The 22,683-nt window shown below is 56.0% G+C and carries 9 protein-coding genes; 5 read left to right on the top strand and 4 right to left on the bottom strand.

What is annotated here, in order from left to right; all coding sequences use genetic code 11:
- Positions 1-29 precede the first annotated feature (29 nt).
- The 3 genes from Pla52nx_RS12505 (at position 30) to Pla52nx_RS12495 (ending at position 5,642) form a co-directional block, all read left to right on the top strand.
- Positions 30-956: an alkaline phosphatase family protein gene (locus Pla52nx_RS12505; protein WP_146518512.1), complete on the top strand. Its 927-nt coding sequence runs from the start codon at positions 30-32 to the stop codon at positions 954-956.
- Positions 957-1,166: 210 nt separating this feature from the next.
- Positions 1,167-4,106, top strand: coding sequence for a PSD1 and planctomycete cytochrome C domain-containing protein (locus Pla52nx_RS12500; RefSeq protein WP_146518513.1), 2,940 nt, complete (start codon positions 1,167-1,169; stop codon positions 4,104-4,106).
- Between the two features lie 48 nt (positions 4,107-4,154).
- A complete protein-coding gene (locus Pla52nx_RS12495) occupies positions 4,155-5,642 on the top strand; it encodes a DUF1501 domain-containing protein (RefSeq protein ID WP_146518514.1) in 1,488 nt (495 codons plus the stop codon).
- Positions 5,643-6,192: 550 nt separating this feature from the next.
- Here the strand turns inward: Pla52nx_RS12495 and Pla52nx_RS12490 are convergent.
- Both Pla52nx_RS12490 and Pla52nx_RS12485 read right to left on the bottom strand, forming a co-directional pair.
- Entirely contained in the window at positions 6,193-8,046 is a 1,854-nt protein-coding gene (locus Pla52nx_RS12490) for a sulfatase-like hydrolase/transferase (RefSeq protein ID WP_146518515.1), read from the bottom strand.
- 22 nt (positions 8,047-8,068) lie between these two features.
- Positions 8,069-8,755: a DUF2461 domain-containing protein gene (locus Pla52nx_RS12485; RefSeq protein ID WP_146518516.1), complete on the bottom strand. Its 687-nt coding sequence runs from the start codon at positions 8,753-8,755 to the stop codon at positions 8,069-8,071.
- A gap of 266 nt (positions 8,756-9,021) precedes the next feature.
- Between Pla52nx_RS12485 and Pla52nx_RS12480 the strand changes: the two genes are divergently transcribed.
- Positions 9,022-11,010 (top strand): NAD(+) synthase, encoded by a 1,989-nt coding sequence (locus Pla52nx_RS12480; RefSeq protein ID WP_146518698.1) that lies wholly within the window; start codon positions 9,022-9,024, stop codon positions 11,008-11,010.
- Here the strand turns inward: Pla52nx_RS12480 and Pla52nx_RS12475 are convergent.
- Positions 11,004-20,012: an Ig-like domain-containing protein gene (locus tag Pla52nx_RS12475; RefSeq protein ID WP_342190393.1), complete on the bottom strand. Its 9,009-nt coding sequence runs from the start codon at positions 20,010-20,012 to the stop codon at positions 11,004-11,006. The two genes, Pla52nx_RS12480 and Pla52nx_RS12475, sit on opposite strands and share 7 nt — an antisense overlap.
- Before the next feature lie 124 nt (positions 20,013-20,136).
- Positions 20,137-21,699 (bottom strand): outer membrane beta-barrel protein, encoded by a 1,563-nt coding sequence (locus tag Pla52nx_RS12470; protein WP_197454297.1) that lies wholly within the window; start codon positions 21,697-21,699, stop codon positions 20,137-20,139.
- 205 nt (positions 21,700-21,904) lie between these two features.
- Between Pla52nx_RS12470 and Pla52nx_RS12465 the strand changes: the two genes are divergently transcribed.
- Complete coding sequence (locus Pla52nx_RS12465) at positions 21,905-22,360, top strand: ferritin-like domain-containing protein (protein WP_146518519.1); 456 nt, start codon at positions 21,905-21,907, stop codon at positions 22,358-22,360.
- Positions 22,361-22,683 lie beyond the last annotated feature (323 nt).

Genomic DNA, 22,683 nt, shown 5'->3' with positions numbered 1-22,683 from the left:
TTCCCTGTACGACTTGAGGCCATTCATCCATGCGTTTCTTTTGCCACCTGACATTCATTGCGTCGGTCGTCTGCCTTGGGGCTGTTTCGGGATTCTGTGAACAAACTCCAGAACGTCGCGTTTTGGTCATCGGCATCGATGGCTGTCGTCGCGATGCGCTGCAAGCCGCAAAGACCCCTGCGTTGGACAGTTTGGTCGCCGATGGAGCCATGAGCGAATCGACGCAGATTCTTGGCAAACGATACCGTTTCAACAACACGGTCAGCGGTCCCGGTTGGTCCAGTTTCTTGACCGGTGTTTGGGCGGACAAACATGGTGTTCACGACAACAGCTTCAAAGGAAAGAACTACGTCGACTTTCCGCACTTCTTTGCACGTATCAAACAACGGTTCCCCGCTGCGCGAACCGTCTCACTGGTCGACTGGGAACCGATCGACACGCACATCGTCAGCCATGCCGATGTGCACAAGGTGTATCCAGCCGAAGGAGCCGATGGGTACACCGAACAAGACGCGGTGATCGCGAGGGACGCGGCGGAGATACTGGCGAGCGATGATCCACACGCCATGATGGTCTATTTTGGCGCCGTCGATGAAACCGGACATCGAGACGGCTTTCATCCTTCCGTCGCGAGTTACCTGTCGGCGATCGAAACCGTGGATTCGAACGTGCAGAAGGTGCTCGCTGCACTGCGGTCGCGTCCCAATTACAAGAGTGAACACTGGCTGGTGCTGGTGTCGACGGATCACGGAGGACGGGGCACCAGCCACGGTGGAGGACACGATTTGCCGGAGATCAACACGACATTCCTGATCGTCAGCGGCAGCGATGCGGCAAAAGGCCCCATCGAATCTCCGACGGAGCTGGTCGATCTGCCGATGACCGCACTGGTACACTTGGGGGTGACGATTGACCCGAATTGGAAACTCGACGGCAAACCCGTCGGACTGAGGTGACCCGTACGTTGGCCGTACGTCAGCCTTTCTAGGCTGACATACCCCTGAACCTGTTGCCGTGAGGTGTCAGGCTGGAAAGCCTGACGTACATCTCCGCATTTGCACTCTCCGGGGGGTATCCGACCTGCTGTTTGCGGTCAAAATATCTGGGTAGCAACGCACACTCTTTACTTAGCGCAAGAATCAACTTTGAACCATTTGACCAAATCCATGAATGCCAGTTTGACCACTCGCGCGATCGCCGTCGGCTTGCTGTTGGTCACCGGACGAAACGCAGCGTTCTGCGACGACAAACCCAACGTGACGACCGTCAATTTCAACGACGATGTGCGGCCGATCTTTACGGAGCACTGCACCGCCTGTCACGGCGGAGTCAAACAAGCGGGCGACGTGTCGTTCGTTTACCGCGACAAAGTGCTTCCGCCTGACGGATGGATCGTTGAACCCGGCCAGCCCGACGAATCTGTCCTGATCGATCGCGTGACGTCAGAGGACGCAGACGAAAAGATGCCGCCGCCGGACCATGGACGCGGACTCAGCGAAGATGAAATTGCGACGCTCAGACGTTGGATCAGCGCAGGTGCTCAGTGGTCAGAACACTGGGCTTACGTCGCCCCCAAGCCCCAAACCGCACCCGATACCGGCGACAGCAAGTGGCCGCGTGAACCTGTCGACCGTTTTGTATTGGATCGCTTGACCCACGCGGGACTTGAGCCGTCGCCAGATGCTTCGCCTGAACGTTGGCTTCGCCGAGTGACGCTGGACCTCACCGGACTGCCGCCAACGCCGGAACAACGCGAGGCGTTCCTGGCGAACTATGCCAATGATTCGGAGACAGCCTGCAGTAACTTGGTCGATCAACTGCTGGACTCACCCGCCTTTGGCGAACGATGGGCAAGTGTCTGGTTGGACCAAATTCGCTACGCGGATTCCAAAGGTCTCGGACTGGATGGGCAACGGCAGATTTGGAAGTTCCGCGATTGGGTGATCGACTCCTTGAACAGCGACATGCCATACGATCAGTTCACGATCAAGCAAATGGCCGGTGACCTGCTGCCCGAGCCCAGTATCGGTGACATCGTGGCGACGGCCGGTCATCGTATGACACAGACGAACGAGGAAGGCGGAACGGACGACGAAGAATTCCGGGTCGCAGCGGTCCTGGATCGCGTCAGCACCACTTGGCAAACTTGGCAAGGAGTCACGTTCGGATGTGTGCAATGCCACAGCCACCCCTACGGTCCGTTCCGTCACGAAGAGTTCTACGAGTTCGCCGCGTTCTTTAACAACACCGCCGACTGTGACTTGGACCAAGAATGGCCGACTCTCCAAGTCCCCGTGCAAACCAGCGACTACGACGCCGCGTCGGAACTGGATCGCCAGATCAGAGACCTGCAAAAAGAAACGTGGCAGCGTGAATACGAGATCCTGGCGAATCAAACGATCTGGCAACCTCTCGTCGACTTGACCGCATCGTCCAACACTGCCACGCAATTGCAAGTCGAACGGAAGGGCGACCATGACGAATTCTTTACCGTCGACACGGTCAGCCGGGACACACAAATCACGCTTCAGGCTCCCTTGCCGGAGAACCTGAAACAACTCTCGGCGATCCGCCTGACCGCATTGCCGTTGGATCCGGAGACCGCCGTTCGTGATTCCGAATGGGGATTTGTGTTGTCTCACGTCTCGGCGGAAATGATCGTTCCCGGTCAAGAAAACCCGACGCCGATCAAACTCGACCGACTGGTCATCGACGAACCGGAGCCGTTTTATGATCCCCAGGAAAGCCTGAATGCGAAATCCAACCAAGGCTTTGCGGCGTTCTCACGGATCCACTATCCACGACAAGCCGCGTTGGTGCTGGACTCACCGCTCGACGTGCCTGCCGGATCACGTATCGAACTGAAACTGAATCATCGCATTTTCATTCTCGCGTCGTTCTCCTTGCTCACCCGCCGCGGTCACTTGGCGGTGACCGATTCGGACCATTTCCAAAAACTCGTCGACGATCAGTCATTTCAAGAACAGCAAGCACAGCTCAAAGAGCTGAATCAAAAACGCTCCAAGATCGCTTCGGTGGCAACGCCGGTCTTGCGAGAACGCCCCGAGCGTTTCAAACGTCCGATGCATGTTTTTCAGCGCGGATTGTTTTTGACCAAAGATCAGGAGGTGACCCCCAACACTCCCGATTCGTTGCCACCCTTGCCCGCGGACGTTCCCGCCGACCGACTGGCTTTGGCCCGTTGGCTGGTCAGCCCAGAGAATCCGCTGACCGCACGCGTGGAAGTCAACCGGATCTGGGCCAGACTTTTTGGCATCGGTTTGGTCGCCACCGAAGAAGACTTTGGCGACTCCGGCGAACCGCCGTCGCACCCCCGCTTGCTGGACGACTTGGCGGTTCGTTTCCAAAACGAGTTCCAATGGAGCCGAAAACGGCTGATCCGTGAACTGGTGCTCTCCAGCACGTATCGGCAAAGCTCCAAGATCCGTCCCGAACTCAACGAGCGTGATCCCCAAAATCGCCTGCTCGCTCGTGGCCCCCGAAATCGCTTGTCCGCGGAAATCGTCCGAGATCAGGCACTCGCATTCGCCGGGTTGTTGAGCGAGAAACCATTCGGCAAGCCGGTCCACCCTCCGATCCCCGACGGTGTCTGGCGACCTTTCTCCGGCGGCGACAAATGGAACACGCCCGGAGTCAACGACGACAATCGATACCGCCGCTCGATCTACACGTACACCAAACGCAGCATTCCCTACCCGATGTTTGCCGCCTTTGATGCACCGTCACGCGAATTCTGTACTCCCAGGCGGATGAACTCCAACACTCCCGTCCAAGCATTGATGATGTTGAACGACCAAACCTTCATCGAATGCTCCGAAGGGCTCGCTCGTCGGATGCAGAAATCAGCCGCAACGCCCGAGGATCAGATTCGTCAGGGATTCATTGTTGTCACCGGACGCGAGCCGGGTGAAGCCGATGTGAGTGATCTGATCGAGCTTTACAACAGCGTCGCAACAGACAGCGTCGCCATCGACTCAGACAACGAAGAACAAAGCCAAAACGAGAATTCCAGCACGACGGAACTGACCGCACTGACGACCGTCGCAAGCGTCTTGCTGAATTTGGACGAAGTCGTCACGAAGTGAAATGCATCGTACCGACACCAGCGATCGCCCCCAAACAGATAATCAATCATGAATAACGAACGACTAAAACTGGAATCTCAACTCGCTTCGCTGCAGAGTGACACGCGTCGGCATTTCCTCCAAGGCTGTGCGACCGGCATGGGGGCGATGTGGCTGGCGATGCAGAACACGGCGTCGGCCAACACTGGCGTCAAACCGGTTCACTCGGCCGCCAATCCGCTGAGCCCACTGGCACCACCACACCCGGCCAAAGCCAAACGGGTGATTTATTTGCACATGATCGGTGCCCCCAGCCAACTGGAACTGTTCGACTACAAGCCTGACTTGCAACGTCTCGATGGCAAGGATTGCCCAAAAGAATTCATGGAAGGAAAACGGTTCGCGTTCATTCAAGGAACGCCGAAGATGCTGGGCAGCCAGTTCCCGTTTGAACAACATGGCGAGTGTGGCGCATGGGTTTCCGATCGAATGCCACACTTTGCCAAGCATGTCGATGACGTTTGTTTCATCAAATCCATGCAAACGGACCAATTCAATCACGGTCCGGCCCAGTTGATGGTGCACACCGGACAGTCTCGCATGGGCTACCCATCGATCGGTTCCTGGTTGACTTGGGGGCTGGGCACGGAGAACGAAGACTTGCCGGGGTTCATCGTGCTGCTTTCCGGCGGCCGACAACCGCGTGCGGGCAAAGCGTTGTGGAGCGCCGGTTTCCTGCCATCGGTCTACCAAGGCGTCCAGTGTCGCAGCCAAGGAGATCCGGTGCTGGACATTTCCAACCCGCCCGGCGTCACCCGCGATTCACGACGCGCGATGCTGGATACGCTGAATCGATTGAACCAACGGGCCAGCGAAGAGTACGGCGATCCCGAAACGCTGACTCGAATCGCTCAATACGAGATGGCTTTCCGCATGCAAGCCGCCGTGCCGGATGCGATGGACATCACCAAAGAACCCGCCAGTGTGCACGAAGCGTACGGTTCCGAGCCGGGCAAAGAATCCTTTGCCAACAACTGTTTGCTGGCCCGCCGACTGGCCGAACGCGATGTGCGCTTCATTCAACTGTTCGACTGGGGTTGGGACTCTCATGGATCGGCGAAGAACGAAGCGCTCAACGACGGTTTCAAGACGAAATGCGAAGAGACCGATCGCCCGATCGCCGCGCTGCTGGGTGATCTCAAACAACGCGGCATGCTGGAAGACACCCTGGTGATCTGGAGCGGCGAATTCGGACGCACTCCGATGCGCGAAAACCGCGGCGGAACAGAGATGACCTATGTCGGTCGCGACCACAATCCAGGCGCGTTCACTCTGTGGATGGCCGGTGGTGGCGTGAAACCCGGAATGACCTACGGCGAAACCGATGCGGTCGGCTACTCTGCGGTACACAACCCGGTGCAATTGCGTGATTTCCACGCCACCCTTCTGCACTTGCTGGGTTTTGACCATGAACGTTTCAGCGTCCCCTTTCAAGGTCTGAACCAACGACTCACCGGCGTCAAACCCACACAAGTCATCCACGACATCCTGGCATAGCCGCTCGAAAGTCGCTCGACTTTCCAAGTCGATAGCGTACGCTAGTGCATCGTCCAGTCTTGGAACGTGGGTTTGATAAATGAGCCGTTTTGGCGTTAGCCACGGTTTTCGCGACTCAACCGTGGCTAACGCCAAAACGGCTAACCCCAAAATCAAGACTGGACGATGCACTAGCCCGGATTATTCATTAGCCGGCACGCGATAGCGTTCGGTTCCCGAGTATAGGCGTGAGAACCGGACGCTATCGCGTGGCGGCTGATGTGCGCAGACTGTTTTCGTGCCAATCCGCGTAAGCCGTTTTTTGCAAACGTGTTGCGATGACCGTATTGAGTCGCGTGAATAATCCGGGCTAGTGTTTGTTATTGCATTGGATTTGGAATTCGCAGGCTTTGTTCCGCGAAGCTCCTTCCGTCGAGCTTGTCTCGGCGGAGGAAACAACTGACGGCTACCTTCGTCTGAGAATGCCACACCCCCAATTTTGAACAGCCCAGCGCAACCCTGGGCTTTGGTGTTTGCCCCTGTTACGGTCGGGATGCCATCGCTTTCGGATTCAATCTCGCTCGACCACACGAGGCAAACGCTTCTCGATCCATTCTTGCAAGACGGCCGCACCATCTGACACACCGCCCGCTTCGCCATCTGGCTCGGACGGGTCATTCGACGACAGGAACATCGTTTCTAACACGCTGGCTTGCCATTCATTCAAAGTCAGCTCCACACGATGCCCGATCATCGGCTCGCGATCCGACACGTTGCCAGGCACCAACAGATACTGATCATCCAAGTAGTTTCGAGTTACCGTCACTCGATCCCTGACGTCGCGTTCTGACGCATCCAACAGATTCACACCGTCCATAGCCTCCGGGTCGGACACGATGATTCCCGCGGCGCCGAGGATGGTCGGCAGCACATCAGCGTGTCCGGTGACAGCATCAACCTGCTGCGGTGTCTGCCGTGGACAATAGATGACGGCCGGTGTCATGTTTTGATAACGATTCAACTTGGTCCCGTGCCCACAGACACCATCCTCGAGAAAGGACTCGCCGTGGTCACCGACGACAGCCACGATACGCTCGTCGTCGAGAACGCCAGCTAACAATCGATCCACACTCCTTGCACTGTTCTTGTAGCGATTCCAGACCAACGGTCGCATCGAATTCGTGTATGGGATCAAATAGCGATCATCCGCTGCGGGCTGAAAGACTTGATCCGAGGCATAGCTTCGGTAGTCCGCATGCGTCGAGTAGAGATACAGCACCGCCATTCGCGGACGACGTGACGCTTTATCGGCGTTCAAGAAAACCGCTGCCCTCTCGGTCGCTTGGCGATCTGTGGTCAGCCAGTTCATCGACTGTGTCTCCATCACGTCGAACGTGGCTCGATTGATGAACCCCGTCATACGAAATTTCTCCCAGTCGTCGTGTCCCCCAAAGAACCCCAGTTCATAGCCCGCTTCGCGAAACAATCGCAATCCGATCGGGGCCGTGCGAACCGGACGCGAGTACCAGACCGCGCTGAGCCCATTGAGCAAGCTGAACATGCCGTGTGTGGTGGCATTTCCGCCGGAAAAATGATTCCGACAAACCACGCTCCTCTGTGCCAACGCAGCCAGGTTCGGCATCACGTCCGGCGTGACCAACTCCGGGCGAAAGGATTCGATGACAACCACCACGATGTCACGACAAGATTGCGGTTTGGCGGTGACCGTCACTTGACGATGCCGCATGTCCATCGCCTCGATCCGTCGTGCCATCTCGACGCTGACTCCTGCCGGCGGAACCATCAATTCATCTGCCCGAGAAGCGATCTCGGGGACGCGGTGTGTCCACGCTGGAATTCCCAAAAGCCCCGAAACCGATACCATGATGGCACCCACAAAAATAGGCCAAACGCGAGGTGCATTTTCTCTCCATCGTCGACCGAGCCGACATGCACCCCAACCACCAACGATCGAAAAGACAAGACCGCCGACGATGGCCATCGCGAACAACCGAATCGCTCCAGAGGGAATGTGCCCGGCCAGCTCGCCGCCATGATTCCAAGCGTGATCCCAAGTCTCGGCGTCGAACAAAGAACGGCCGACCCAGCTCACCAGGACCGAATTTGCGAAGACCAGCATCGGGATGGCGAGAATCGCGACTGCGGCAAGAAGATAAAGTCGAATACGCAAGCTGCGTTGCAGAAACTCCGCCAGCCCCATCGCCACAAGGCACAAGACGCCGGCTCGAAAAACGATCCAAGCATCCGCGAAAGGAAAGCCAGCTTGAAATGCCGCCTCGACGTCGCCGTAAGGAGAGAATCGACATATGGCCCATGTTGCGGCGCAGCACCATGCGGCCCACAACGTCAACGAATGCAGGGCGTGAGCGGAATCCCAGCGGTTGTCCTCAGCGTCTGCGTTCATATTTCGTTTTATATTCCGGCGTCTAATACGGCACGTCGATCGCCTCACACAAGAACTTCATTGCCGGCTTGGCTTGTCGAACACGCTCCATCAGCAGCGAGATCGCGGCGTCTCCCGTCAGATCTTTTTCCGTCAGTGGAGCGATCGCAATGAAATCCTTGCGTTTCAGGTCTTCGATCAACGGATGATCCTTGGGATAGTCACGCGGTGCTGTTTTCAAGCTTTCGCCCACCCACTGAAAGTGTTCTCGAAACGCTTTGTTGTCACGAGCCCGTTTCCAAGCGGCCGGATTGCTGTCGATGGAGGATCGAATCGCGGAAAGCGTGCTGCTTTCGGGACGCCAAGTACCGGCGCCGATGAAACAGTCGCCTGGTTCCAAGTGAATATAGATCCCAGGTGCATGAATGTCCTTGCCCGCTTGGTGGCGAATCGAGATGCCGACATTGGTCTTGTAGGGATCCTTGTTTTTCCCAAAACGTGTGTCGCGATAGATTCGCATGACGCTGCCGCCATGACCTTTGGGGATGGCAACCAACATCGGCGCGGCCTTGGCCAGCGGTTTTTCCAACGCTGCAACCAACTCCACCGCAGGGTCCCGGACATCGCTCTCGTAACGGAGTTTGTTTTCGGCGAACCACTCTCGATTGTTGTTGTCCTTTAGTTCACGCAGAAATCGAAAAAGTCGCTTGGAAAGAATCGGTTGAGGCATCTTAGGCTGGGGTATCGGTTGTAGCGGTCAGAGAATGAGACGGCAAAAAAGGGGCAATCGCAGGGTCGGCGAAATCGACATACGCCCCAATCGCGGCGAGGTGTCGATGGCTATACTAGCCGACTGACATCCATTGTGCAGTGCAGGCATTGTGCCATGCAGGCATTGTGCAGTGCAGGCATTGTGCAGTGCAGGCATTGTGCCGTGGCAACCCCACCGCCTTTGACACGCCCGAATACGAAACTCCTCTCCAGACAGCCAATATCGTGTATCCACACGGAATTCTTCGAATCACCGCAGCCGCACCACATCTGGCGGTTGCCAATCCGATGGTCAATGCCGAGCGTACGATCGCAGCGATCGAACAATCGGACTCGGACCTGCTGCTGTTTCCTGAACTGGGGCTGACGGGATACACCTGTGGCGACCTGTTCGCAACCGATTCATTGATCGATGCAGCCCTAGCGGCATTGATCCAAATCAAACGGCACAGCGAGACGCACGAAAAAATCGTCGTGGTTGGTTTGCCATGCTCGGTGGGCGGCTCAATGATGAATGTCGCTGCCGTGATTTGTCTGGGTGAAATCGCTGGCATCGTGCCCAAGACTTTCTTGCCAACGTATCGCGAGTTCTACGAAGGCCGCTATTTTCGCGCGGCGAGCGAGATCGATCCCGAGACGCTCACCATCGACGGTTTCGAAGTCCCCTTTGGAACGGACCTGTTGTTCAACACTGGTGCGGCGAAGATCGCCGTCGAAATCTGCGAAGATCTTTGGACGCCGATCCCTCCCAGTTCGCGTGCGGCACTGGCCGGCGCGAACGTGCTGCTGAATCTGTCGGCCAGCAACGAGACGATCGGCAAAGCAAGTTGGCGTCGCGATCTGGTGCGCAGTCAATCTGGACGTTGCATCGCCGCGTATGCGTACAGCAGCGCAGGTCCCGGCGAGTCCACCTCCGACTTGGTCTTCGGCGGCCACTGCTTGATCGCCGAAAACGGCAACCTGCTGAGTGAATCCCGTCGCGTGGGCGACGCGTTGGAGCCAGCATATTGCGCCGAAACGTCAGTGACTTGCGATATCGATTTGCAACGGTTGATGCACGACCGACGCGTTGTCGGTTCATTCGATGATGGTGCGATGGATATCGATGAGTACCGTGATATCGAATTGCACGCAGGATCGACACCGCGACCAATGAAAGAGAAACTGTTCCGCCGTGTCGATGCTCATCCGTTTGTCCCCGACGAGTCCGATGAGTTGGAACACCGATGCGGCGAGATCCTGGCGATTCAGACCGCTGGATTGATCAAACGTTTGTCGCGCCTGCCCGCCAATCTGACACTTTCAATCGGAATCTCCGGCGGACTTGATAGTACGCTGGCATTGTTGATCGCGCTGAGAGCCTGTGACGCAACGGGACGCGACCGCAAAACGATCTGCGGGATCACGATGCCGGGTTTCGGAACCACGCAACACACACGCACGAGTGCAGATCGGTTGATCGAGCTGACCGGGATCACGGGCGAGTGCATTGACATCCGCGATCTGTGCCTGGATTCCTTTCGTGCACTCGGGCATTCGCCGCTCGGGATCGCGATCGATGAATCGACGACATCGCAATCACTGCATGAACAACTGCTGGCACTGCCGGACGACGCATCGGACCTCACCTTCGAAAACGTCCAAGCACGCATTCGAACGATGCTGCTGATGAGCCGCGGTTTCGTCTTGGGCACGGGTGACATGAGCGAACAAGCGTTGGGGTGGTGCACCTACAATGCCGATCACATGTCGATGTACAACGTCAACACGTCCATCCCCAAGACCCTGGTCCGGTTCCTCGTTCGCTACTCGGCGGACCATCACTTCGACGGCGACCTGCGACAAGTCTTGCATCGCGTGGCCGACACACCGATCTCACCGGAACTGTTGCCACCAGCGGCCGACGGTACCATTCGCCAGAACACGGAGTCCTCGATCGGAGCATACGAGCTGCATGATTTCTTTCTGTTCCACTTCATCCGCAACGGGTTTTCCCGCGACAAGATCCTGTACTTGGCATCACACGCTCAGTTCAACAAGCCATTTTCAGCCGACGAGATTGCCGAAACACTGGACACATTTCTCAAGCGATTCTTTGCCAATCAGTTCAAACGCAACTGTGTCCCCGATGGGCCCAAAGTAGGCTCGGTGAGTCTTTCTCCGCGAGGTGACTGGCGAATGCCCAGCGACGCCGATCCCGACGCGTTTTATTGATTGTTGGCGAGCAATTCCAGCAGCTCGTCGTCCATTTCCCAGAGTGCACTGCCGGGGGACTCACCTTCACTCCCATAAGACGTCTCTAGTAACAGAGCGTCGGCCGTGTCGATGTGCTGTGATGCCGAGCCGTTACTCGTTTTGTGTACTTCGCCGGTCTCCAGGCCAACTCTGGGCGAGAACACCTCGTCAGAATCGCGATGCGTGATGAATTTCAGTTCATTCGACCAAGCAACGTTCGTGGTTTTCGCCAAACTTACCGTGACAGCCGGAGCGAGAATGTGTTCGATTGCCAAGACGATCGGCGCGATCAGATGGGTTTGAACGGTGAACGTATGGGCGGTCGTGTCATGCGAAATCACGGTTGGTTTGATCCATGAGCCGGTTGATTCATCGTATTGGAATGGCTGCAGGTTGGTTTCGGCTGTGTGGCTCCACATCAACGACGGATCATATTGTAGTGTGAGAGTCATTCCGCTAGCGACGACGTCATCGCCATTTGCATCGACCAAATCAATCCGCCAGCCCTCTTGGTAGTGTCCGCCGGGATAGAACACATCATAAGAATCTTCAACCGCCACTCGGCTTCCGTAAACCATCTCCATGATTTCCTGATTCGGACCGATGGGTTGATACTCTGCTCGGAAACGCGCCGCGTCAGCGACACCTTGGAGTGAGAAATCAACGCCTCCGACAGAGGAACTGCCGCCACCAAACGTGCCCGATGAATTTCCGGCGGGGACCTCGCTCTCGGCTCTTTCAATGCTGAAACTCAGTGGTGTGAAGTGCGCCAGCACGAAAGACACGTCAATCACATCTGTCCCGCCGAGTTGAATCGCTACGTCGTCATACAACTTCGCAGCTCCCACGGGCACAAAGAAATCGACGCCGGTTGGCAATCGATCACTGGTAATACTGGTTGTCGATGCGTCGATCTCTGCCTCAAAGATGGTTGGCTCAACAGGGATCCCGTCCGGTTCCACGGCCTGGAAGTCAACGATCATGAAATCCGCTTCGGGCACCTCTTCCCAAGTCACTGTTGGTGTGCGATTGGCTGATACGAGAGTGGAACCATCCCCTGGAGAGGTGACGGTGGGTGCGATCGTAAAATCACTGAAATCCAGTCCATCGACACGGAGCTCAAACAACAATGATTCTTCGAACTCGCCATCGCCTCCGAAATCGTACTGCAACTCGTATTGACCGCTGAGCGAATCGAGAAACTCTGCGAGAGATTGTCCATCGGCGGGATCGTATTGAGTTGTCTCCCAGCCCCAACCTCCAGAGATGATTTGGTAGCTGGCATCCAAGGGCCCCTTGAACTTGATCGTGGTCGCCTCGATCGCGCGTTCATCCTCGGTCCGAATATCGAGATTTGCTCCGTAGATCGTTTCACCGTCGAGTGTGGCATAGTACACTTCAAAATCGATCATGGACAACGCCTCTACATCGTCGGGATCAACGTCAGGCCCGTCCCAGTGATAACCTAAGATGATCGGCCCGGCGGACTGCATCCGAACCGTGATGGTGTCACCGAACATGTCGCGTTCAAGTAGTCGTAGTGCCTGCCATGTTCCCGAGGCTTCATCGAATTGATAGGCATAGGTCCCAGCTTCGATTTGCTCCGCGGTCAATGTCGACCATCCTTGATCGAACAGCGTGGTGTCGTAGCGGAGTTTCAAATCGCCGTGTACGAAATCGACATCCGTTTCAGTGTCGTCGATCAACGCAATATCCCAGACCTGATAGATTTCTCCTGTCCATTGCGCAGTGGCGAGGAATTGCTGCAAGCGGTCATCGCCGCCGATGATCTCTGCAACATCCTCCCATCCGCCAGGCCTGAGATAGTCAGCAAACAGCAATGCATCGTGATGTACGCCCACAAATTCATAGTCCAATCCGCCAAGCGTCGTACTGCCACCGGCGTGTGTCCCGATCGCACCGCCTTGAGATATGCCAGTCAGTTCGCTTTCGATGCTGAGATCAACTCCGCGATACGTACTCATTCGGAAAACGTGATCGACGGTTGGATCCCCGGGAGCGAGCGACGTTCTGGAGTGATTCTTGGAGCCACCGACGAATCCTAGGAGGCTCTGACCGCTGGGCAAGAACTCGAACGTCTGCTGTGTTTCCTCTGCTGGAACGTCCGTCGATACACCACCCGAAACACCGACATGGTAGAAATCGATTTCAGCCACAGGTTCCCAATCGAGGGTGACCATTCGGTTACCTGCGGGCAGGATCGCTCCACTGGCGGGCGAAACGATCGTGGGGATCGCTGGAAAGGATTCCTCATCAATGCCCGCAAGATCGAGGATGACCGTAAACTGTTCGTCAAAGTCACTATTGCCATCCGTGGCACCATCGTAGTCGACGCCCACGACGTACTGGCCCGCAATGGATGCGATGAAGTCATCCAGCGTCTGTCCGTCGCTCATTTCCAGATCAAGTCCAACGGAGTTCCATCCCGTGGGCTGCTGTTCGAAAGCCCCACCCGGCCTCTGGATATGGATTTCCATCTCGCTGCTCCAGCGATCATCTTGCGTCAGCGTGATATCCAGGTATCCAAATGCTGCTGTGCTGCCATCGGGAAAAATCGCTTGCTCCAGAGCGATCTCAAATTCCGCGAATGGTGTATCACTGACCTCATGGCTCGTGATTTCCACGCCCGTGAGCGATGCGGTCGCCGTGCCGGATTCCATGTTGATGATGATTCCCGGATGCGAAGCGTTGCCCATCTGCGTCAAGCCGTGCCCCTCGGGGTACGACAACAGCCCGGAGTCAAAGTTCACGTCGCCAACCAATTCGATTTGGTACCCGGCCGGGCTGACGGTCAATGTGATGTCAAAGGCTCCACCGCCGTACGAATCAGGCACGTTGAGATTGAGATCGTAGTCAGGTGCAGTCCCGCCTGCGTCCCAGATGTCGATGTCAAACAAGTTGTTGGCGGCTTGATAGAACACCTCGATTCCTGCGTCTTCCCCGGTATCATCAAAACTGGTGTAGAAACCGAGAGCGACGCCCGATTGTCCGGTCAGACTGTCAAAGTGTGCAACGAAAGTCGTCTCCTGGTTCTGCAAATCGACCGTTTGATTGGGGGTCAATGCAAGCAGGCTGTCGGTTGAAAAGTTGACCGCAGAGTTTTGTTCCACAACACCACTCGGTTCGCCAACAGGTACGCTCCATCCGCTCGGAACGCCACCAGAGTTTCCGTCGAACCCGTCAATGATCCTGCCTGCACCACTCGGATTGGATTCGCTAATCGTGAAGGGATTCCCCGAAACTGCGTTGACGTAGAATGCCAGCGAGACCGCACCGTCGTCACTGGATATCGATGCCAGATCATCACGTCGGAAATTTGCTTGCACGGAAGCGATCAGATCGGTGTCCGTCGGCAGCAAGCCGGATGTCACACTGGTCGAGGCGCCATGCAGTTCTGGCTCGGTATACCAAACTTCGTCAAAGTTATCATTGTTCTGAACGACCGAAACATACAACGTCTCAGCACCAGCAATCGCGTCCCAAACGAGTGTCGGAGTCGTCGTTTCAATCGTCCCCGAGGGACTGGTGATGTTCGGTGGTTCGGGGAACGATGCCGCATCCAATGCTGACAAGTCAACGTCGATCGTAAACAGCGCTTCGTGGTCTCCATCGCCATCGTAGTCAATGCCTATTTGGTGCTCGCCGTCGTGCGCCAAGACCATGTCGGCAATGGTTCCATAGTCAAAGCTGGCTTCATGATACGCACCTACGGTATACAAGCGATCGAACGAGGAGTCTCCTGCCCGCATCAGGTCGATTCGAGTCGCGGGGGTTACTGAATCACCCAGCTCAGTGACTTCAAGCCAACTGGCATAGAACGTTTCGCCACCGACATGAATCTCACTCATTTCAAGCCTGACCTGAGCGATTGTCGGCAATACGACGTCGTTCACCAACACAGATATCGTTTCGCTGTCACTAGACACGCCGTCGCTGACGACCAAATCAAAACTGTAAATCCCCGGCCCCTGGGATTCATTGGGCGTCCAAGAAAACTCACCCGTGTTCGTGATCATCGCCCCCGCAGGAACATTGCCAGCCAAGCTGTACACGAGCGTCTGAGCCGGCAAATCGCTGTCAGTCGCGTTGACGCTGAAACTAAGCAGCGAGTTTTCATCTACCACTTGATTGCCAATGGGAGCCAGGACCGGCGCCCCGTTGGACTCCGTCACGTCGATCGTGACCGACCGCGAATGGGTAAGGCTGCCGTCGGAGACCACGACATCAAAGACGAACTGACCCGAGCCATGCGTCTCGTCAGGTGTCCAGGTGAACTCACCTGTGGGAGTGATCGCCGCACCTGTGGGGACCGCACCAGCCAAGCTGTACGTCAACGCTTGAGCGGGCAAATCGGTGTCGGTCGCAGTGACCTGAAAACTGAGCGTCGAATGTTCGGCAACCGTTTGTACATCAATCGAAGCAAGAACCGGCGTTTCATTCGACTCCGTCACGTCGATCGTGACCGACTGTGAGCGGGTAAGGCTGCCGTCGGAAACCACCACATCAAAGACAAACTGACCCGATCCATGCGTCTCGTCAGGCGTCCAGGTGAATTCGCCAGTGGGAGTGATCGCCGCACCCGTGGGGACCGTACCTGCCAAGCTGTACGTCAACGTTTGAGCCGGCAAATCAGCGTCCGTCGCAGTGACCTGAAAGTTGAGCGTCGAATGCTCGGCAACCGTTTGTGCATCAATCGAAGCAAGCGACGGCGTTTCATTCGACTCCGTCACGTCGATCGTGACCGACTGTGAGCGGGTAAGGCTGCCGTCGGAAACCACCACATCAAAGACAAACTGACCCGATCCATGCGTCTCGTCAGGCGTCCAGGTGAATTCGCCAGTGGGAGTGATCGCCGCACCCGTGGGGACCGTACCTGCCAAGCTGTACGTCAACGTTTGAGCCGGCAAATCAGCGTCCGTCGCAGTGACCTGAAAGTTGAGCGTCGAATGCTCGGCAACCGTTTGTGCATCAATCGAAGCAAGCGACGGCGTTTCATTCGACTCCGTCACGTCGATCGTGACCGACTGCGAGTGGGAAAGGCTGCCGTCGGAAACCACGACATCAAAGATAAACTGACCCGATCCATGCGTCTCGTCAGGCGTCCAGGTGAATTCGCCAGCGGGAGTGATCGCCGCACCCGTGGGGACATCGCCAGCCAAACTGTAGGAGAGGATCTGGATCGGCAGATCTGAATCCGTTGCCACAGCGGTGAACCGAATCTCGACGCCTTCGCTGGTGGTCTGTGAGGGTAGCGGACCGAGCACCGGCGCGTTGGGAACATCGTTGACTTGAATTTGAATGGTTTGCGAATCAATCAGATCACCATCGCTGACCACGATGTCAAACTGAAACACTCCCGGACCTTGAGCCTCCGTCGGCGTCCATTGAAAACGACCTTCGCTATCCATAGTCGCACCTGCGGGCACCTCACCGGCCAGTGAAAATGCCAGCAAATTTGCGGGCAAATCTGAGTCGCTTGCCGACGCGGTGAACGTATACAGGTCGCCTTCATCGATCACTGCCGGCGCGATCACGTCAAGCGTCGGAGCGGAGTTTGATTCCTGGACCGTGACGGTAATGGATTGCAAGTCGGAGAGATCGCCGTCGGAGACAACAATATTAAACGTATAGTCTCCAGGTCCTTGCTCCTCTGTCGGCATCCATCCAAATTCACCGTCGGACGTGATGGACGCGCCAACAGGCACATCACCGGTGAGTTGAAATGTCAGTGTATCTGCGCGATTCGGATCGCTTGCCGTTGCAGTAAAGCTCAGCAATACAGACTCATCAATGACCGGATCAATGATTTCGTCCAGTTGTGGCGGACGATTCGCCTCCGTGACATGGATGGTGATCGTTTTGCTCTCCGAAACATTCACGCCCCCATTCGCGGTTCCTCCATCGTCGGTCGCGATCACCGTCAAGGTAGCCGACCCCACGGCAAGTGGAGTAAAAACAAGATTCCCGTTTGCATCAATCTCCGGTGCAGCGGCAAACATTTCTGCATGGTCGTTGCCGATGATCGAGAGCGCAACGGCCTGCGTTACCTCATCGGCTGGTCCCGGAACCAGATTGGCGAACAACCCCGAGAAACTTGCAGTACCGTCGAGCAGATCCACGTTCACCTCATCGGCTGCCAGTGAGAAGCTCGGCGCATCGTTGACTGGGGTCGTCGTCGTCAGACCTTCGTTGCCGACGATATTGAAAACGACGGTCGCTGAGGGATCTGAGTTGCTGACGTTGTTGATGATGACCGTTCCACCATCATTGTCAGCGATCGTGATCGCGGCTTCGGTAGAACCACCGAGCCGCAACTCGCTGTTCTCGTCAAACTCCAGGGTCGATGCAAACGTATTGATGATGCTGATCAACGAGCCGCCTTGTTGATCGATGTCGACGTCGCTAAAGCTCAAATTTGCCGTGCCGCCATCGATCTGAATGGCCGTTCCGGCGTTTGTTTGGCCTGTTTCGCTACCGATATCAAGGCTGGAAAAGGTGAGCGTGCCGGTGACGGTTGTCAACCGAATTCCTTCGTTGTCGTTGGTGCCACCACTGGTGATGATGATCACAAACTCAACCACCAATCCATCAACGCCTTCGCCAGCGATCCCAGCACTTGCAACCGGGTCGAGCGTCACACCCGTGATCAGATTGCCGTTGCCGATTGTGATCACGTCTCCTGTCGTGTTCGTGATGTGAGGGGACAGCCCTCCCAGGCTAGGCAATGGATCGCTTCCATTGGGCAGTATCCAACCGTGCTGCTCGTCCAGCCATGACTCCAAGGTCAGCGCATTTGCTCCTTGGCCGACCAGAACCTGGTTGTCTTCCATGCGAAAACCAGAATCGTGTTCGATCTCACCGTGCGACGTGTCGTAGACGCCCATCCCGGTCGCTACAAAAATCACATCGCTAGGCCGATCAGGATCACCGCCGTTCTCGACGTTGTTGTCAACGTTGAGGGGAGCCAGCGAATTGAACGGCGCTGATAACGAACCATCTCCGCCCGATGCTGCTGAATTGTCTACAAACCAGATCGTGTTGCTGACCGTGATCAATGTGGTGGCCGCATGCGTCGCACCGTCGCTGTCCACAATGATGAAATCAAATGAATCGCTACCTGTGAAACCGGTCACCGGAACGTAGCGAAATGTCTGATTCTGTTCGTCGATAGACAGCAATCCAGACGTTGCCGAATCATCAAGCGTCAGAACGGACAGTTCATCCATACCCACATCGGTCGCTCCCTCGAGCAGTACAGCGAGTGGCAGGGTGACGGGAACATTGCCGATCACGTCAATGGTTTGATCCGATGCGACAGGCGCGAGATTGTTGACCACGAGTCCGAAAGTCACTGTCGACTGACCGCCGTCCTCGTCGATCGCAGTGATCGTAACGGTTTGCGATTGATCAGGGCCATCAGTGATTCCCGCCGTCCAACTCCAACTACCGTTGACGTCTTGTGCGACAGTTCCGAACGAAGCCGTCAATGTCACGTCGTCCTGATCAACATCGGCAAAGGTTCCAGAGTTCGTCGCAATCGATCCTTCGTCGACCGTCACCAACGCTGTATCGACGGTCAAGGCAGGAGCGACATTGGAAACGAACAACTCAAACGTCGCCGTGAACTGCGCACCATCGGAATCCGTTGCGGTGATGGTGACCGTTTGACTTTCGACAGGACCGTCCTGCGTCGCCAGCGTCCACGACCAAGCGTCGTCATTTTCCTTCATCACCGACCCGACGGATGCTGACAATGTCACCTCGTCCGTGCCCGCGTCATGGAAGGTTCCTGAATTCGTTGCGACGAATCCTTCATCGATCATCACGGTTGCTTGATCGACGTTGATCTGAGGTGCAGCGTTCTCCACCACAACCGATTTTGTCGCCGCCGTGTGGGTTCCGTCTTCATCCACCACGGAAACAGTGATCACGTGAGTTGCCGGACCGCCGGGGAAAACATGCGTTTTGACGCCCGCATCGGAGAACGACTCAGTCGTTCCGTCCCCCCAATCGACGATGTAGCTCGTGATCGTTTCTTGTCCAGGATCCGTCACAGTGCCGAGGGTCAGCGCGTAACCGGCCCCCTCGACCGCCGTCTCGGCTCCCGTCAGTTCGATGCTGGGGGCAACATTGTCGATATTGAGACGAAACGTCCATGATGCTGTTTCGCTGGAACCATCCGTTGCGGTGATCGTTATGTCGCGAGATTGGTCTGGTCCGTCAAACGTATCCATCGACCAAGACCAACCGCCGTCATCGCCGCCAACGACGCTTCCCTCACTGGCGGACAAAATGATCGCATCACCGTCGTCAATGTCTGCAAAGGTGCCTGATGCCGCTGCCGTGCCACCCTCGTCAACGCGTGTGCTGGCCGGGCCAGTGATCGCCGGAGCATCGTTCACACCGTTGATGGTAACCGTCACCATCGCATTGCCTCGCCCGTTGGCACCATCGTCCAGGGTGTAGCTGAACACATCGACGGAGCTTTGTCCGACGCCGAGTGACTCAAAGAGCCCTGACGGATCGTACAGAATCGTGCCGGAATTTACATCCAAAGTGACTTGACCAACCGTCGATGAATCATCAATCGAGGCAATTGCCATCTGACCACTGTTGTCTGGGTCACTGTCGTTGGCCAACAAATCGGCCACCAGAATGTTGATGAGCGGACCGTCTTCGTTAACGACAACCGAATCGGCAACTGCAACCGGGTTCTCGTTGTTTTGCCCAGGAACATTGGACGTGCCGAGAGTTCCTCCGTTTGGGCTTCCATTGACAAACAGCTCGTGAATGCTCGCACCGCCATCGGTGTCAAACAGGTCGACAGTCCCGCCACCGCTGAGGTCAATCTGAAAACCATCGACGGCGAGCAGTTGGCGGCATTCCAATTGCTCCAACATGATGCGTCGCTTGGCATGTCGTGAATGCAAACGACTGGCGGGGCGGTGGCGATGTACCATCGGATGGGCTTCCTTGCCTGTGTGGAATCCGCTGTCGGATTCGATTCGTTAAGAGAGTTGGGGAGGGAACCGACCTGCCAGATATTGGCCGGCGAAGTTCTGGTCGGTGGACTCGGGGTGGGCTTTAGAACATCAAGATCGCATCCATCGCGATCGTCAATTGATCGTCGTCACTGCGGTCGTCGAACGGGTGAATGCCCGCGACACCGCCGGGGATAGCCGGATTACTCTCGACATCGGAACTGTCGTAGCGAAGCTCTGTTCGCAACAATACGCTGGGGTGTGGTTTGTAGTTGATGCCGGTGGTCAATGAAAAATAGTCGCTGCCGTTGAATGCGGGACCACCATTGACGTACTCGATCGGCAAACCGACACGACTGTTTCCGTCATCTCGGAACCACTCGACTCTCATCCCCGCCGACCATTTTTGGTTCCATTGATAGACGAGGTACTGATTGATTCCATACCAATTGGCATCGCCAAAACCGACCGTGTTGTTCCCGTTGTCCAGAACGACGACGGCATCCTGCTGGTAGCCGTAGTCTCCTTGCAAAACGTAATAGAGATTCGGGCTGAGAAAATGCTTCATCACCAGCGACGCCCATGCTCGCGGTGCAGCCGACGTCCCCGCCGCCGTGCGAATGCCTGTGAAGTCGTCGCCTCCGTGACCGGTCAATGCAATCGTCGTCTTGCCGGCGTTGAATGTCTTTAGCAGCCCCGCTCGAACACCCCATTCACTCAAGTCGGTGTAGAGGGAGTCCCATCCGGTTGTCCCCGCTACAGCCGCGGAAAGTGTCGGCGTCAGCTTACCAAACCACATGCCGCCTGAATGAGTGAATGGTTCGCCATAGAGGTATGTGTACGCGTGCGAATAAAAGAAGTTTTCTGGTGCGGCAAATGTCTCGTATCCACCCAATGCATAGAAATGACCCAAGCGAATCGTGCTGCCGTAGGGTCCAATCGGCGTGCCCAAATCCACGTAGACTTGAGGAACCGCTAGCCCGTAGTCGGACGTTTCACTGTTCCATCGCGGCGTGCGATCATCGTGCTCCTCTAAACCAGGAACGGTCACAAAACGACTGTCGGTTCCGTAGTTGAGATCAATACGACCGCCCCAATCCCACTGCGAACCGTCCACGCTCGCAGTCTTGCCCGCATAGAAATAGAGCTGGTTCATCTGATAGTCGTTTGCCCGATCATTAAACAACACCGGAGCATTGAGGCGATTGCGTGGATCGTCTGGATTCAACGTCACGCCTTGTTGCCACCAACCACCAGCTTGGTACGTCGATTGACGAATCCGAAAGAAGTCTCCACAGACGTCACACGCATCGCAGTGGCGTGCCTGCAGGTCACAGGGCGACGCGTTGAAGCTTGTGATCGGGGCGAAGTTGGTTTGGCCCGTTTTTTCCACGGACGATGCAGAAGGAAACGGAGGTTCAAATGCAACCTGCTCGACCTCTTCCTCACTCGCCGTTGGCGACTCATCCACTGAGAGATCGATATTGGGCCAAACGAAATCTTGTTCTGGCAATGGACCGGTCGTCGACTCGTACACTGACGGAACGAATTGCGCGTTGGCTTGACTACACAATAACAGGAATACCGAAATTCCAACACTCGTGCATACTCGCAGCACGATTCGCTGAATCGCCTCGCGTGATCGAAAAAACTTCCGCGGACTCATGTTCATTCACCTGCAAGCATTGGACGCCCCCCCTTGGATAGCAAGGCTGACGTCCCCTGTTAGTTACTTCGGAGAATCACTGTCAAGTCGGATTGCAACGTTCTGTTGAGAAAAACAACGTCTGCGATTCCTGGTCTTTTGCCGGGCTTGGCATTCCGATATTGTGAACAGCAGCAGAATGATCCCTCAACAGACGAGAAGAACCATGTCAAACCAAGCAATGATTGACCACTTGAACGAGATCCTGAAACACGAGTGGACCGGCGTGGCCCAGTACTCGCAAGCCAGCTTCATTTGCGAAGGCATCTGGCGTGAAGTCTACGCGGAGAAGTTCATCGGCGACGCGAAAGAGTCTTTTGGCCACGCTCAAAAGATCGGTGACAAGATCGTCGCACTGGGCGGTGTCCCCGTCGCCACTCGCAATGAAATCAAGCAATCACGCAACTTGAGGGAAGTGCTCGAGTTCAGCTTGGCGTTCGAGTCCAAAGCCGTCGAGATGTACACCAAAGCACTTGAGATGGCCGAAGGAGATCGTCCGCTGACCGTCTTCCTGGAAGACATCTTGATCGAAGAGCAGGAAGGTGTGGAAGAATACACCAAACTGCTGCGAAACAGCGAAGCCACAGCTGCCGGATCAGCTTCATCCGAAAAAACCGCCTGATACGCCTCAGGCCTGCGATGGCCGGGCTGACTTGATGTTTCGGCGTTGTGATTTCAGCCAATTCTTGTCCACCTCCACCAATGAACGAGACTGCTGATTGAATCGTGTTACGTTATCACTGTGAGCCGATGGCGCTAGCCACGGGATCAATATGAGCCGATGGCGCTAGCCACGGGATCACTGTGAGCCGATGGCGCCAGCCACGGGCCTCGAATGGATTAGCTACCGCCATGAGGCCTGCGGCTAGCGTCTTGTTGATTTAGTCGTAGGTTGGCCACTCTTGGCCGACATTCAATACTCAGACGGGCAAGAGTGCCCATCCT

The sequence above is a fragment of the Stieleria varia genome (assembly GCF_038443385.1).
Taxonomy (GTDB): domain Bacteria; phylum Planctomycetota; class Planctomycetia; order Pirellulales; family Pirellulaceae; genus Stieleria; species Stieleria varia.
Note: the sequence above shows the minus strand (reverse complement) of the source record. Positions and strands in the feature narration are given on the sequence as shown.